General features: G+C 66.9%; 15 protein-coding genes. 7 read left to right on the top strand and 8 right to left on the bottom strand.

Annotated features, from left to right (window positions below):
• The coding region (locus Amac_RS09050) for a hypothetical protein (protein ID WP_170322392.1) at nt 1-629 on the bottom strand (629 nt) is incomplete at its 3' end.
• Between the two features lie 125 nt (nt 630-754).
• Between Amac_RS09050 and Amac_RS09045 the strand changes: the two genes are divergently transcribed.
• Nucleotides 755-3142, top strand: coding sequence for a serine/threonine-protein kinase (locus tag Amac_RS09045; RefSeq protein WP_155353862.1), 2388 nt, complete (start codon nt 755-757; stop codon nt 3140-3142).
• Between the two features lie 11 nt (nt 3143-3153).
• Here the strand turns inward: Amac_RS09045 and Amac_RS09040 are convergent, their stop codons facing one another.
• On the bottom strand, nt 3154-3951 hold the full coding sequence (locus tag Amac_RS09040; RefSeq protein WP_155353861.1) for an Rv1486c family protein: 798 nt from the start codon (nt 3949-3951) through the stop codon (nt 3154-3156).
• A 70-nt stretch (nt 3952-4021) separates the two neighbouring features.
• Between Amac_RS09040 and Amac_RS09035 the strand changes: the two genes are divergently transcribed.
• Together Amac_RS09035 and Amac_RS09030 are read left to right on the top strand one after the other, a co-directional pair.
• Nucleotides 4022-4810, top strand: coding sequence for an ABC transporter ATP-binding protein (locus tag Amac_RS09035; protein WP_155353860.1), 789 nt, complete (start codon nt 4022-4024; stop codon nt 4808-4810).
• 74 nt (nt 4811-4884) lie between these two features.
• Nucleotides 4885-5856, top strand: a complete 972-nt coding sequence (locus tag Amac_RS09030) for an SPFH domain-containing protein (protein WP_155353859.1) — start codon at nt 4885-4887, stop codon at nt 5854-5856.
• On the opposite strand, the gene Amac_RS09025 is transcribed toward Amac_RS09030, so the two are convergent.
• The 6 genes from Amac_RS09025 to Amac_RS09000 form a co-directional block, all read right to left on the bottom strand.
• Nucleotides 5853-6089, bottom strand: a complete 237-nt coding sequence (locus Amac_RS09025) for a DUF8836 family protein (protein WP_155353858.1) — start codon at nt 6087-6089, stop codon at nt 5853-5855. The two genes, Amac_RS09030 and Amac_RS09025, sit on opposite strands and share 4 nt — an antisense overlap.
• Nucleotides 6090-6129: 40 nt before the next feature.
• Nucleotides 6130-6885 (bottom strand): sulfite exporter TauE/SafE family protein, encoded by a 756-nt coding sequence (locus Amac_RS09020; protein ID WP_155353857.1) that lies wholly within the window; start codon nt 6883-6885, stop codon nt 6130-6132.
• Between the two features lie 69 nt (nt 6886-6954).
• Nucleotides 6955-7785: a Rieske (2Fe-2S) protein gene (locus Amac_RS09015; protein WP_246268182.1), complete on the bottom strand. Its 831-nt coding sequence runs from the start codon at nt 7783-7785 to the stop codon at nt 6955-6957.
• Between the two features lie 199 nt (nt 7786-7984).
• Nucleotides 7985-8587 carry an HD domain-containing protein gene (locus Amac_RS09010; RefSeq protein ID WP_155353855.1) on the bottom strand — a complete coding sequence of 201 codons (603 nt, stop codon included), beginning with the start codon at nt 8585-8587 and terminating at the stop codon, nt 7985-7987.
• Between the two features lie 51 nt (nt 8588-8638).
• Nucleotides 8639-10771 (bottom strand): molybdopterin-dependent oxidoreductase, encoded by a 2133-nt coding sequence (locus Amac_RS09005; protein WP_155353854.1) that lies wholly within the window; start codon nt 10769-10771, stop codon nt 8639-8641.
• Nucleotides 10772-10908: 137 nt separating this feature from the next.
• Nucleotides 10909-11130, bottom strand: coding sequence for a hypothetical protein (locus Amac_RS09000; protein ID WP_155353853.1), 222 nt, complete (start codon nt 11128-11130; stop codon nt 10909-10911).
• 349 nt (nt 11131-11479) lie between these two features.
• Between Amac_RS09000 and Amac_RS08995 the strand changes: the two genes are divergently transcribed.
• The 4 genes from Amac_RS08995 (at nt 11480) to Amac_RS08980 (ending at nt 14273) form a co-directional block, all read left to right on the top strand.
• Nucleotides 11480-12343 (top strand): helix-turn-helix domain-containing protein, encoded by an 864-nt coding sequence (locus Amac_RS08995; protein ID WP_155353852.1) that lies wholly within the window; start codon nt 11480-11482, stop codon nt 12341-12343.
• Nucleotides 12344-12377: 34 nt separating this feature from the next.
• Nucleotides 12378-12572: a DUF397 domain-containing protein gene (locus Amac_RS08990; RefSeq protein ID WP_155353851.1), complete on the top strand. Its 195-nt coding sequence runs from the start codon at nt 12378-12380 to the stop codon at nt 12570-12572.
• A 207-nt stretch (nt 12573-12779) separates the two neighbouring features.
• The gene (locus Amac_RS57215; RefSeq protein WP_307729712.1) at nt 12780-13040 is read left to right on the top strand and encodes a DUF397 domain-containing protein; all 261 of its coding nucleotides are present in this window, start codon (nt 12780-12782) and stop codon (nt 13038-13040) included.
• Nucleotides 13041-13250: 210 nt separating this feature from the next.
• Complete coding sequence (locus Amac_RS08980; protein ID WP_373869811.1) at nt 13251-14273, top strand: CapA family protein; 1023 nt, start codon at nt 13251-13253, stop codon at nt 14271-14273.
• Nucleotides 14274-14330 lie beyond the last annotated feature (57 nt).

Below are 14330 nucleotides of genomic sequence, written 5' to 3'. Positions count from 1 at the left end.
GGCTTGGGGGGCGGGGGGATGTAGACGCGGGAGCCGGGGGCGATGATTTTGGTTTTGACGGTTCTGGTGGTGATCCAGCCGTCGATGCCCAGTTCTTTGAGCTGGCTCTTGTCGAGGTTCTCCGCGCCGGTGGGGACGTCGTAGGTGATGGCGCCGAGCTTGGTGGTGAGCGTGCCGCGGGTGCCCTTGAGGAGGGTGATCTGGATGGTCAGCCAGGTGGTGTCGGTCTGGCCCTCGGCGGGGTTGGGGTAGAGGATCGGCGGGGGCCAGCACCAGAATTCGCGGCCTTCCCAGAAACATTCGGTGCCTTTGGGGCCGCCCCATTTGAGGGTGCTGACGATGCCCTTGGGGAGGATGCCGCCGATGTAGTAGTAGTCGGCGCTGTGCGGGCCGACGTTGGTGATCTGGAAGCTGTAGGTGACCTTGCCCCCGGCTTTGACCTTCTTCGGGTAGGTCACGTGGTGGATCTTGAAGTTCGCGTAGGGGTCGCGTTTGGCGGCCTTCGCCGGGAGAGCCGTGGCGGTTGTCGCGGTGGTCGGCGCGGTGATCTTCGCGGCGGCGGGCGGTGCGGTCAGCGCAAGCGGAACTAAGACAGTGAGCCCTGCGAGCATGCCAGAAGTGCGGCGCATGGAGTCTCCGTTGGATGAGTCATGGTAATCCCCGTATATCTGATGATTATCACTTTGGAATGAGGATGGCGATCTTCCCTCACTAGAATCCGGGTCGTAAATTTCGTGATTCGGGATGATGGGGGATGCCCGACGTGGCGCAGACACAACCACTCCGTCCCGATGATCCGGTCTCGCTCGGGGGTTACCGCCTGGTCGGGCGGCTGGGCGAGGGCGCGCAGGGCGTGGTGTACGCGGGCACCGGGCCCGATGGCGCCAATGTGGCGATCAAGCTGCTCCGGGCGCGGATCGGGGAGCAGGCGGTGGATGATGCCGACGGGTTCCTGCGGGAGGTGGCGGCCGCCCGGCGGGTCGCGCAGTTCTGCACTGCCCGGGTGATCGGCGCGCATATGGATGGCGATCATCCGTACATCGTGAGCGAGCTGGTCGATGGCGTGTCGTTGCAGCGGATCGTGCACGATGAGGGTCCTCGCCGGGATGGCGCGCTGTATCGGCTGGCGGTGGGGACGATCACCGCGCTGGCCGCCATCCATCGGGCGGGGATCGTGCACCGGGACTTCAAGCCGAGCAACGTGCTGCTGGGGCCGGACGGGCCCCGGGTGATCGATTTTGGGATCTCGCGGGCGTTGGACTCCTCCGTGACGTTGTCCAGTGGGGTGGTGGGGACGCCGGCGTACATGTCGCCCGAGCAGATCGGCGCGCAGCGGGTCGGGCCGCCGTCCGATCTGTTCAGCTGGGCGGTCACGATGATTTTCGCGGCGACGGGGCGGCCCGCGTTCGGGTTCGACAGCCTGCCTGCCGTGATCTACCGGGTGATCAACGAGGAACCCGACGTCTCCCAGTTGCCGGATCGGCTGCGCCCGCTCGTACAGTCGTGCCTGGCCAAACGTCCGGAGGACCGGCCGACCGCGGCCGAGGCACTGTTCATTCTGCTTGACCAGCAGGGCGCTGACACCGACGACCTCGAACGCTCGATGACGGCGGGCCTGCAGGTCGCGGCGACACCCGCCAACCCGTTCGTCTCGCCGTCACATGACGCCGCGCCGGTCAATCCGTTCGCTCCGCCGTCACCTGATGCCGCGCTGGCCAATCCGTTCGCTTCGCCGTCACATGACGCCGCGCCGGTCAATCCGTTCGTCTCGCCGTCGCATGACGCGGCGCCGCTCAACCCGTCTGCTGCGGCGCCGGTCAATCCGTTCGCTTCGCCGTCACTTGACGCGGCGCGGCCGAACGCGTTCGCCTCGCCGTCGTACGACCCGGAGTCTGAGCAGTCGGTCACGGTGAACCATCGGCTGCCGGATCCGGTGTTCTTTCCCGACACCGATGTGCCGCGCCGGGGAAGGCGGGCGGGGCTGGTCGGTGGTGGGCTCGCTGTCGTGCTGGCGCTGGCCGCCACCGCTCTGTTCGTCGTTCCCGCCATGTTCTCCGGCGAGGAGGAGGATCCCCAGGCGGTGGCTCAAGTCACCTCCTCCGCCGTTCCCCTCCCACCGTCGAGCGTCGCGTCGCCGTTGCCGTCGCCGAGCCCGACGCCGGTGGTCACGCCGCCCCCGGCCCTGGGCAAGCCGATCGGCAAACCGCTGTCCGGCCATCGCGGCGCGGTCTACTCCGTGGCCGCCACGACGGTGGGCGACACCCACGTCCTGGTCTCCACCGGCCTGGACCGTCAGGTACGCCTCTGGAACGCCGACAAGCGCACATCCATCGGCAAACCCATGACCGGCCACTCCGACGAGGTGTACGCGGTGGCCGCCGCCAACGTCAGCGGTCGCGCGCTGGCGGTTACGGGTAGCAGGGACGGCACCGTCCGGGTCTGGGACCTGAAGAAGCGCAAGGCGCTCGGCAGTCCGATGCGTGGGCACTCTGACGCCGTGTACGCGGTGGCCGTGGGCAAGGTGGGGGATAAATGGGTCGCGGTCTCCGGCGGTGCCGATGGCCGGATCCGGATGTGGGACCTGAAGAAACGCAAACCCCTCGGCCGTGCCATCGCCGCACACCGGAACGTGATCAACTGGCTGACGCTGGGCAAGCGGGATGGCAAGACCGTCATCATCTCGGCGAGCGAGGACCGCACGCTCCGGGTCTGGAACGCCTCCACCCGCAAACGCATCAACACCACGTTCCGGGCCCACAAGAAGCCGGTCTACTCGGTCACGACCGGCGTGCTCGACGGCCGTGACGTGGTCATATCCGGCGGCGAGGACAACAAGATCAGGATCTGGGACCCCAAGTCCGGGAAAGCCGTCGGCAAGACACTCACCGGCCACAAGAACAACGTCTACTCCCTGGCTTTCGGCGAGGTGAACAACCACCCTGTCCTGGTCTCCGGAAGCACCGACGGAACAATCCGCCTATGGGACCTGGAAACCTTCAAGGCCCTCGGCAAACCAGTCAAAGCCCACAAAGGCGGCGTCCTCTCCGTCGACCTAGTCGAACTCGACGACAAACCCGCAATCGTCTCCGCAGGCAAAGACCGCCGCCTGAAACTCTGGCAAATCAAGGAATTCTCCCCCTGACGACTCGAGCTTCAGGGCGTTCTGAGTTCCACGATTGCGTGGTGGGCGGCGATTCTTGCTCGGCGTACGGCGCGGTCGAGGTCGCGGAGGGCCTCGTTGCGGGTGGTGAGTTGGCTGGTGGTGAGGCCGCGTTCCTCGGCGAGGCGGAGGGCGAGGGAGAGGCGGGCGGCCAGGGCGCCCAGACGGTGGGCCCGGCCGGGGTAGCCGGGGGCGAGGGCCTCGTCGGCGGCGTCGAGGGAGGGGAAACCTTGGGCGGGGCCGTCTATGCCGATCAGGGCGTCGGTTGCGGAGCGCATGGTGAGGGTGAGGGCGCGTTCGGCTTCGGCTAGTTGTGGCACGTCGGCGTCGGTGGTCGCGGCGGGCATGGTCGCCCACCGTACGCCCGAGTAGGAGGAGCCGCGGCGGTCTTCGGCGGGCACCAGGCCGAGCCGCTTGCCGTCCAGTACGGCGATCGCCGCCTGCTCGGCCGCCACCGCCGAGCGGGTGAACGCGGGCGGCCCGGTCAGCCCCAGCGGATCCCCGGGCGCGGGCAGGGCCAGCCGGAACGAGGTCAGTCCTTCGCCGCGCAGTTCCGCCAGGAAGCCGCGCAACGGCACGTCGGCCAGCTCGGCGGCGGGCGCGGAAACCTCGGCGGGCAAGGGCGAACCGGCCGTCTCGGTGGCGGGGGTGGCATCCACGGGGACGGCCACGAGCTGCGGGCCCGCGGCGCGTTCGACCCGGTCCACGGCCTCGTCAAGACCGATGTGCCCGGTCAGCCAGGCGTTGCCCCAGGCGACAAGGGTGGCGGAGATCGGTGAATCGGTGCGCACCCAGTCCACGATATGCGCTCGTCCTGCAATAGGTTTTGTCTGAGCGTGTTCGAACGGGAGGGGGACTGTCGTGGGCGGTCAGGTGCTTCGGCTGCAGGACGTGGCCGTCCGGAGGGACGGCGCGACGCTCTTGGGCGGCATCGAATGGACCGTGCGCGAGGACGAACGTTGGGTGGTGATCGGCCCCAACGGCGCGGGCAAAACCACGTTGCTGCAGGTCGCCGCCGCGTTGTTGTTCCCCACCGAAGGTTCGGTGGAGATCCTCGGCGAGCGCCTCGGCCAGACCGACGTCTTCGAGTTGCGGCCCAGAATCGGGTTGGCCAGCTCGGCGCTGGCCGAACGGGTGCCGCCCGAGGAGAAGGTCATCGACCTGGTCATCACCGCGTCGTACGCGATTCTCGGCCGCTGGAACGAGGAGTACGACTCCAACGACGTGACCCGCGCGGTCGAATTAATCGATCAACTCGGCTGCGCGCACCTGATCCGGCGGCGGTTCGGCACGTTGTCCGAGGGCGAGCGCAAACGGGTGCAGATCGCTCGAGCCCTCATGCCCGACCCGGAGTTGCTGCTGCTGGACGAGCCCGCCGCAGGGCTTGACGTGGCCGCCCGGGAGGATCTGGTGAGGCGGCTGTCCGCGCTGGCCCTGGACGCGAAGTCGCCGACCATGGTGCTGGTCACGCATCACGTCGAGGAGGTGCCGGCCGGGTTCACCCACGTGATGCTGCTGCGGCATGGATCGGTGGTCGCGCAGGGGCCGCTCGAGCAGGTGATGAACTCCGACAACCTGTCCAAGACATTCGGCGTGCCGCTCAGCCTGGACCGCGGCGACAACGGCCGGTGGTACGCGCGTCCGTTCTGATATGTGGTCTTAATCCACGCGTATCGGCAAAACCAAATAGCATTCCAGCCGGGGTCAAAGACTGGAGTGAGAGCATGGTTGAGCTCATCGCCGCCCTGATCGTGGTTGGTGTCGCGGGATTTGCCCTGGCCAGAACGATCAGAATCGTGCCGCAGGCCACCTCCAGGATCGTGGAGCGTTTCGGTCGCTACCACCGGACCCTCAACGCGGGTCTGAACATCGTGGTGCCGTTCATCGACCGGATAAAGGTCGAGGTCGATCTCCGCGAGCAGGTGGTGACGTTTCCGCCGCAGCCGGTGATCACCTCGGACAACCTGGTCGTCTCCATCGACACGGTCATCTACTTCCAGGTCACCGACCCGAAAGCGGCCACGTACGAGATCGCGAGCTTCATTGTCGCGGTGGAGCAGCTGACCGTGACGACGCTGCGGAACGTGGTCGGCGGGATGGATCTGGAGCGCACGCTCACCTCGCGCGAGGAGATCAACACCGAGCTGCGCGGGGTGCTGGACGACGCGACCGGCAAATGGGGCATCCGCGTCAACCGGGTCGAGCTCAAGGCGATCGATCCGCCTGCCTCCATCCAGGATTCGATGGAGAAGCAGATGCGCGCCGACCGTGACAAACGCGCCGCCATCCTCACCGCGGAAGGCAACAAGCAGTCCGCCATCCTCACCGCGCAGGGCGAACGCGAAGCCGCCGTCCTCAAGGCCCGCGGCGAAGCCGAAGCCGCCGTCCTCCGCGCCCAGGCCGAAGCCGAAGCCAAGGCCATGCGCGCCAAGGGCGAGGCCGACGCCATCGCCATGGTCTTCAAAGCCATCCACGAGGGCGCCCCCGACGACCGCCTCCTCGCCTACCAGTACCTCAAAACCCTCCCCGAAATCGCCAAGGGCGACGCCAACAAACTCTGGATCGTCCCCTCCGAAATGGGCCGCGCCCTCGAAAACCTGGGCGGCCTCTTCAGCCCTCCGCGTGATGCGGTAGAACCTCCGCGGGACGCGGTCAACCCTCGGCAGGACGGTCAGATCGACCGTCCTTCTTCCTAGGTTCCGAGGGGAGTGGGACCGCCGTCCACCGGGTGCTCGACGAGGGCGAGGATGCGGTTGGACATGAAGCGGGCGGTGCGGACGGGGGTGCCGTTTCGGGTTACTTCGCTTACTTCGACGATGCTGCGGCCGGTGGTTACCTCGACGCGGCGGCCGGCTTTGGTCGCGACGACCTCGTAGGTGCGCGGGGTGCCGCCGGCGTCGATGACGATTTCTACTCGATCCCCTTTCACACCCTTGTCATACCCACATTCGAGCATTTGTACGCATTTTTCAGGATGTCAGGAGTTTGATGATGGCCGTGACGCCGACGATGACGATCACGGCGCGCAGGAAGGGAGCGGGAAGTTTCCGGCCGACTCGGGCACCGATGAATCCGCCCAGCGCGGACCCAACCGCGATCAAGGCCACCGCCGTCCAGTCGACCTGAGCGATCACCACGAACAGCACTGCCGCCGATGTGTTGACCAGCAGTGAGAGCAGATTCTTGGCCGCGTTGACCCGCTGCAATCCCTCATCGAGGAAAACTCCCAGCAGCCCGATCAGCACAACCCCCTGCGCCGCCCCGAAATATCCCCCGTACATCCCAGCCCCGAACACCCCCAGCCACAACCACGGCCCCCCATGCGGATGCGCGTGCGGCCGCCGCTCAGCCAGCCACACATTGAGTTTGGGCTGCGCCACCACCAGCACACACGCCACCGCGATCAGCACCGGCACGATCACCTGGAACGCCTGCTCCGGCAACCACAGCAGCAGCAACCCCCCGACCAGCGCCCCTAGCACCGACCCGATGCCCAACCGCAGCAACCGCTCCAGCTGCCCCCGCAACTCGGCCCGGTACCCGAGCACGCTGGTAATCCCACCCGGAACCAGCCCAATGTTGTTGGACACATTCGCCACCACCGGCGGATACCCCACCGCCAGCAACGTCGGAAACGTAATCAACGACCCCGACCCGACCACGGCATTGATCCCCCCGGCCCCAACCCCCGCCGCGAAAACCGCGACCGCTTCCAGCGGCGTCACCAAGATCTCCTCAACCTGGCGAGCGATTTTGTGGCAGACCGATAGGACCAGGATCGAGGTATACGCCTTCTAGACACAGACCTGGACTATGCCATCCTCACTGAGGCGGGTTTGCAGGCAGGGTTGGGGAGCGGTGGCGGGGCCGTGGACTACGGAGCCGTCGGTGAGGCGGAAAACGCTGCCGTGCCACGGGCAGATGATGCACGGAGTGCCGTCCTCGACGGCGATGCGGCCCTGGTGGAGCGGGCCGGCCAGGTGGGAACAGCCGTCGGCGAGGATCGTGACGGTTTCGCCCAGGCGGAGGACGAAAAGGTCGATGTAGCCGAGGCGGCGGATGACAGGGCGGCCGTGGGGGAGCTCGCGGAGAGTGCACAGGTCGTGCCAGCCGGTCGGGACCAAATGGGTGACCGATTCGGCGTGGTTGGCGCCGGCGGCTTGGCGATGCGCCAGGTGCCCGCCGAGATATCCGGCCAGGCTCGCGGCTCCGAGGCCCAGAAAGGACAGGGTCCGGCCGGTTCGGGTGCGGCCGGTGAGCCGCATGAGGAGCGAGGTGGTGTAGAGACTGAGCGCGGTCACATTGGCCACCGCGTGGACGAAGCCGACCCGCTGTTGTTCCCGATGCAGGGACGACCAGTCGGTGATCCCCGCCGCCGCCGTGGGCAGCGCGGCCGCCAGCCCCGTCGTCAGGAGCACGCGCGCCGCCCGTGGATCAACTGAGGTCAGGTCGAGCACGGCGGTCCCCGCCAGAGACCCCAGCGTGAACGTGGCCAGCAACGGATGAAGCGGATGCCCGATCGGCACCCCATGCAGCATGTCCCGCAACCGCCCTGGCCGGATCCTGGCTCGTACGGCTTTCGCCAGCACCCGTATCGGCGGATCAAGCCGACTACTGTGCTCCAACCGATCCAAGGTCTCCCCAGGCGGAGCGATGAGACGGTTTGCCCGGCGCGGTTCAGTCGATTTATCCATCGATTTCACCCCCTGACCGACCTACCCCCGCCTCAGGAAGGCGAACATCCGGCCGCAAGACCCCGGATCAGGGTTCGGGTGCCCCTGGGCCGCAGAGGTCTCCACCTTCCCGCCACAAACGGCCCAGGCGTCAGGGCGCCAGGTGTCCCCGCGCCACAGACGTCTCCACCAGCGCCACCGCGAACGCTCCCAGCGTCGCCGACCCATCCGCGATAATCGCGATCTTCTCCCGCACCTGCCGCGCCGTCACCTTGTACAACGCCCAGGTGCCGCCCTCATTGTGATGATTGGCCATGATCGGAGCCAGCCGATCGAGCGCCTTCGCGAACCGCGCCTCCGGGGTCTCGCGCGCCTCGAACTCATCCCACAACGCCCGGAACTCCGCAGCCTGATCCTCCGGCAGCAGCCCGAAGATACGATCCGCCGCCGCCCGCTCGGCCGCCTCCTGCGCCTCCACCGCCACCACGTCGTAGATGAACGTGTCCCCGGCGTCGATCTCCACGATGTCGTGCACGAGCAGCATCCGTACCACCCGGTCCAGATTCACCCCGGGCTCGGCATGCTCGGCCATGACCAACGCCAGCATTCCGAGATGCCAGGAATGCTCGGCGTCGTTCTCCCGCCGGGAGCCGTCGATGAGCAGGTTGCGCCGCAGGACGCGTTTCAGCTTGTCGATCTCCAGAATGAACTGGATCTGGCCCGACAGGCGGTCCTCGTGATGCGCGGTGGTCACCTGCGCAAGCCTAATCGGACGTGATCACCCTTAGCGGCCGAGTTGGCAAGATCATCGTATCGCCAAGCTCACCGGAACCCCGTTGAACACGGCATTCCCGGACAACGGGTCGATCACATCCTCGTCGGTGAGCACGTTGACGCTCACCCCCGCGTTCTTGGCCGCGACCGCCTGCGCGCTGCCCTCGTGCCCCCAGCCGTGCGGCAGGCTCACCACCCCCGGCATGATCGTGTCAGTCGGCTCCAGCGGCACGGTCAGCTCGCCCTTCGCCGACCGCACCACCGCCTCCCGCCCAAGCCCCAGCCGCGCCACATCCACCGGATTGATCTGCAACGTGCACTGATTGCTCCCGCCCACCAGCGGCCCCACGTTGTGCAGCCAGCTGTTGTTCGACCGCAGATGCCGCCGCCCAATCAGCAAAAATTCCGGTATTTCCGCAGAAAGCCGCGCGCGGAGCCGTACCAGATCGGCCATGATCCCCTCCGGGGCCAGCTCGATCAGGCCGGAAGCCGTCGCCAGATTGCCCGGAAGCCGGGGCTCCAGCGGGCCGAGATCGATCCCGTGCGGGTGCTCGCGGAGCTTGCGCAAGGACAGGTCACCGCCGCCGGACCACTCGCCGTACGGGCCCAGCCGCAACATCGCGTCCAGCCGCAGTTCGGCCCCCGAAGAGCCGTCCAGCGCGGCGCGCCGTTCCGGGGAGTCGCCGAGCAAGCCGGTCAGGATGAGCTCGTCCAGCAGCGCCGGATCCGCGTCCGCGCCCTGCCCGGACGCGATCATCGCCAGCCGGGCCAGGATCTCGGTCTCCGGCGGCGCGCCGTCCAGCGGCAGCGCCGGAGGCGAATACCTGACGTAGTTGCGCACCGCGAACCCCAGCAGCGCGAAGTCGAAATGCCCGGAGTTGAGAATCCGCGGCGGCGGCAGGATCACATGCGCGTGCCGCGTGGTCTCGTTCAGGTACGGATCCACGCTCACCATGAACTCAAGCCCCCGGAACGCCCGATCCAGCCGAGCCCCGTTGGGCGCCGAAAGCACCGGATTCCCGGCAATCGTGATCAGCGCCCTGACCTGCCCCTCACCGGGCGTCTCGATCTCATCGGCCAGCGTCGCCACCGGCAACTCGCCGTTGGCCTCCGGCAGCCCGCGCACCCTGCTGTGCCACCGCCCCGTCCGGTACGGCTTGCGCCGCGCGCCCCGTTCGGTAGCCGGCCGAGCGAACATGGCCCCACCAGGCCGATCCAGATTGCCGGTCAGCACGTTGAGCACGTCCACCAGCCACTGGGTGATCGTCCCGAATTCGGCCGTACAGGTGCCAAGGCGGGCATACACGGCGGCACTCGGAGCGGCGGCGAGCTCACGCGCCAGCCGTACGATCACGGCGGCGGGCACCCCGCACGCCCGCGCGGCGAGCTCGGCGGGGAAGTCCCGGAGCGCGGCCTCCACCTCGGCCAGGCCGCTGACCGGCGTGTCCACCGTGACCAGACCCTCGGCGAACAGCGTGTGGGCGATGCCCGCCAGCAGGTACGCATCCGTGCCGGGCCGCACGAAGACGTGCTCGTCGGCCAGGTCGGCGGTGCGGGTCCGGCGCGGGTCGACGACGACCAGGCGTCCGCCGCGCTTCCTGATCGCCTTCAGGCGGCCGGGGAAGTCGGGCGCGGTGCAGAGCGAGCCGTTGGACTCCAGCGGGTTGGCGCCAAGCATGAGCAGGTAGGCGGTGCGGTCCAGGTCGGGCACCGGGATGGCCAGCGGGTTGCCGAACATCAGGCCGCAGGAGACGTGCTTGGGCATCTGGTCGGCGGTGCTGGCGGAGAAGACGGCGCGGGTGCCGAGGCTGCGGGCGACCGCCGAGCCGTACAGCGCGCCGGCCATCGTGTGCGCGCTCGGATTGCCCAGGTAGATGGCCCGGGCAGGGCCGGGCACGGCGGCCAGGCCGCGTTCGACGGCGGCGAACGCCGCCGGCCAGGAGACCTCGCGCCACTGGTCGCCGTCCCGGACGAGCGGGGCGCGCAGGCGGTCGGGGTCCTCGTCGAGGCGGCCGAGCGAGGCGCCTTTAGGGCAGATGAATCCCCGGCTGAAGGGGTCCTCCCGGTCGCCGCGCACATCGGTGACATGTCCGGCGTCGTCGAGGGTGATCTTCAGGCCGCACACGGCCTCGCAGAGCGGACAGGTTCGATAAACGATGCTCATGTGCGCTCCTGAGGGGAATGGCGGAAGCCCCAGAACCGAATATAGCTCTGTTCTGGGGCCTCCTGGCGCCCTGACGCCCCCGCGGACCGCCAAGGCGCCCTTCTGAACCCTTTCCAGCGGGGAGGCGCGGAAACGGCTCAGCTCATGAGGGCCATTCGGCCGGCCTCTTCTACTTCCTGCACGAGGTCGAAGCGGGGGTCGCGGTACTGCCGGGCGCCGAAGCCGGCCCGCGTTATGGTCCATTCCAGCTCGTAAGCCCAGCGGTCCTGGTCCGCGCAGAGCCGCCGGTCCGCACCGTCAAGAAGCAGTATGAGCTGGGCCTTGCATAGCAAGAGGGCATTGGTACCGTGGAAGTGCATAGGAGACTCCTTTTCGGTGGCTTCGACTGGAGCTCTCAGGCCGGGTCGTCGGTGGCAGCCTTCGACCCGGCCTTTTCCTTGCTTCGTCGCAAGGACATCTACGGGGTTGGGGAACGGCGCCTTTGCCGGATAGCGGAGCCCAGGCCGGACGATCATCGGCAGGCTCGGTGATCTTCGATGTTCCTTCCTGTTTCGATGGTCGCTCAGAACAGATTCCACTGCAAGACATGACGAAACAAATCCCGAGGAATACAGTGCAAGAACGTATGCAATTTGCATACGATGCAGGGAGGGCTCCTCCGATAGGAGCCCTCCAGCCTGGCGCGAGCAGTAGGGGACGGTGGTGGGGATGGCAGACGTCGAAGCACCCACGCCGCGCCGCCGACGGCTCGGTCAAGAGTTACGCCGACTCCGCGAAACCACCAGGTTCACCGGTGAAGAAGCGGCCCGGCAGCTGGGCTGGTCCGCCGCGAAGGTGAGTCGTATCGAGACCGCCAGGACACTCCCCAGTGAGGACGACATCACCGCCCTGCTCAACCTGTACGGGGTGGATGGCGTGGTCTTAGGGGATGTACTCAAAATCCGTAAGGACGCCGCCCAAAAAGGCTGGTGGGAGAAACATGGCGCTGCCCTTGACCAGGGCTTGATCGCATATATAGGGCTTGAGGCAGAAGCAATTGAGATGCGCAACTGGGAACCCCACGTGGTGCCCGGCCTCCTCCAGACCGAGGACTACGCCCGGGCGCTGCTGGGGAACGTGATCCAGCCGATCAATCAGATTCCGCCGGCGTTTCTGCACAGCCGGGTCGAGGCGCGCCTGCAGCGCCAGCACCGAGTGCTTTACGCCGAGGAACCCCTGAACCTGATGGCCATCTTCGATGGGTCCGTGCTCCAGCGCATGGTGGGCGACAAGGCCGTGATGCGGAGGCAACTCCAGCATCTGGACGAGGTCGCCGACCGGGAGAACGTGGAGATGCGGATCATCACCCAGTCGACTCAGTTGCCGATGACCACAGGTCCTTTTGTCCACTTCAAGTTTCGCGACTTCCCTGACACGGCGTGCCTGGAAGATCTCACGGGCACCCGTTTCCTCGAAGACGCGACAGCTGTCTTTCTGTACGAACGAGCCTTCGATTACCTCATGAAGGTGGCTCTCAGCGAGCCCACCTCGCGGCGTCTCATCCGGGACACGATGGCGTACTGGCAGGCCTAGGGCCGGCGAAGGCGCGGAGATGGATATAGCACGTATGAGCACGAACGATGTGGTGTGGAAGAAGAGCTCGTGGAGCTCTAACGGGAACTGTGTGGAGGTCGCCCGGCTGGACGGCGGGCACGTCGCGGTCCGGGACAGCAAGGACCGGGACGGGAGCACTCTGGTTTTCACTCCCGGGGAATGGACCGCGTTCGTCCAGGGCGTGAAGGGCTCTGAATTCGACTTGTAGCAGCAAACGGCCCCGATGCGCTTGCACCGGAGCCGTCTCAGATGACCACCAGGACCGGCCCCACTCCTGCCAAGAAATCAAGCCGGTCTGTCCTGATATGCCGACTTTTACTAGATCATTCTTGTGACGATCATGTTTATACACCATGGGGAGGCCGAGCGCGCTCGGGAACGCGATTAATGGTATTTAGGTAAGGTTTGTAACCTTGTGGGATTTCTCGTACGCCTTTATCCTTATGGTAGCTTCGACGAAAAGGGGTGGGCAGTGCTGGATTCCGACCTGTCCAAGGCCGACTGGCGTAAGAGTCGCCACAGCGCCAATGGGAACTGCGTTGAGGTGGCCCAGCTGGGTCTCACGCACGTGGGTATCAGGGACAGTAACGACCGGAGCGGGGCGACTCTCGTCGTGACTGTGGAAGATTGGCGGGCCCTGTCCGCCGGGATCAAGGATGGAGAGTTCGATTTCTGAGGGCCCGTGAGGGCCCTTACGTATGAAGGGCCCGCGTCCCCGGGAGGGGACGCAGGCCTTTTTGCGGAATCATGACACTGAGCTGAATCATTCAAGTAAAGGAATATTTCCAGTGTGGCGCGGGGAACTGCCTGGGAGGCCGTCCGAGATGGCATGCTCAGGGGCGTGAAGAGCTATTTGGTGGCCGTCCTCGTCTTTGCCGTGCTTGCGATGGGATGCAGTGCGGCCGAGGGGGAGCCGGTCTCCAAGTCGGTGGATGAGCCCGAGGCCACGGCCACGGTGCCGCCGAAACCGGTGCGCCAGCCGTACACGATCGCGTTCGGGGGGGACGTGCACTTCGAGGGGGTGCTGCGGACCCGGCTCAATGCCAATCCGCGGACCGCGCTCGGGCCGATCGCGAAGGTGCTCAGGCGGGCCGACCTGGCCATGGTCAACCTGGAGACGGCGGTGACCACGGGCGGCACGCCCGCGCCCGGCAAGCAGTACACGTTCCGGACACCGCCCAGCGCGTTCACGGCGCTGAAGGCGGCCGGGGTGGATGTCGCCTCGATGGCGAACAACCACGGCATGGACTACATGGACACCGGGTTGCAGGATTCGCTGGCGGCGATCAAGCGCACCAAGTATCCGATCGTGGGGATCGGCAAGAACGCGGCGGAGGCGTACCGGCCGTGGCGGACCACGGTGAACGGGAACCGGGTCGCGATCATCGGGGCGACGCAGGTGCTGGACGCCGAGTTCATCTCGGCCTGGACGGCCACCAGCACGAAGGGCGGGCTCGCGTCGGCTAAGGAGGAGGGGCGGCTCTTACAGGCGGTCCGGAACGCGCGCAAGAACTCCGACACCGTGATCGTGCACCTGCACTGGGGGACCGAACTGCAGAAATGCCCCAACGACGCGCAGCGCGCGCTGGCTCCGAAGCTGGTCGAGGCGGGCGCCGACGTGATCGTGGGCGGGCACGCGCACATCCTGCTGGGCGCCGGCTACCTCGACAAGAGCTATGTGAGCTACGGGCTCGGCAACTTCGTCTTCTACAACTGGGGGCCGGAAACCGGGCAGACCGGGGTGCTCACCCTGACCATCAACGGCCGCCGGGTGCTGAAAGATCAGTGGACTCCCGCGCGGATCAACGGCGGGGTGCCCGTGCCGGTCACCGGGTCCGCGGGCAAGCAGGCGACCGCGAACTGGCGGGCTCTACGCGGCTGTACGGGCCTGACAGCGAAACCGTCCTAACTGGAGTCACCAGAATTTCCCCGACCTGTCATGGTGCAAGACGCGGCTGCGGCATTA

Origin of the sequence: Acrocarpospora macrocephala, assembly GCF_009687865.1 — a bacterium.
GTDB lineage: Bacteria > Actinomycetota > Actinomycetes > Streptosporangiales > Streptosporangiaceae > Acrocarpospora > Acrocarpospora macrocephala.
Note: the sequence above shows the minus strand (reverse complement) of the source record. Positions and strands in the feature narration are given on the sequence as shown.

Excerpts from the sequence above, each read along its gene's own strand:
- Amac_RS09045 (WP_155353862.1), top strand. The coding sequence starts at position 755 with ATGCCCGACGTGGCGCAGACACAACCACTCCGTCCCGATGATCCGGTC.
- Amac_RS09030 (WP_155353859.1), top strand. The coding sequence starts at position 4,885 with ATGGTTGAGCTCATCGCCGCCCTGATCGTGGTTGGTGTCGCGGGATTT.
- Amac_RS09005 (WP_155353854.1), bottom strand. The coding sequence starts at position 10,771 with ATGAGCATCGTTTATCGAACCTGTCCGCTCTGCGAGGCCGTGTGCGGC.
- Amac_RS09000 (WP_155353853.1), bottom strand. The coding sequence starts at position 11,130 with ATGCACTTCCACGGTACCAATGCCCTCTTGCTATGCAAGGCCCAGCTC.
- Amac_RS08995 (WP_155353852.1), top strand. The coding sequence starts at position 11,480 with ATGGCAGACGTCGAAGCACCCACGCCGCGCCGCCGACGGCTCGGTCAA.
- Amac_RS08990 (WP_155353851.1), top strand. The coding sequence starts at position 12,378 with ATGAGCACGAACGATGTGGTGTGGAAGAAGAGCTCGTGGAGCTCTAAC.
- Amac_RS08980 (WP_373869811.1), top strand. The coding sequence starts at position 13,251 with ATGGGATGCAGTGCGGCCGAGGGGGAGCCGGTCTCCAAGTCGGTGGAT.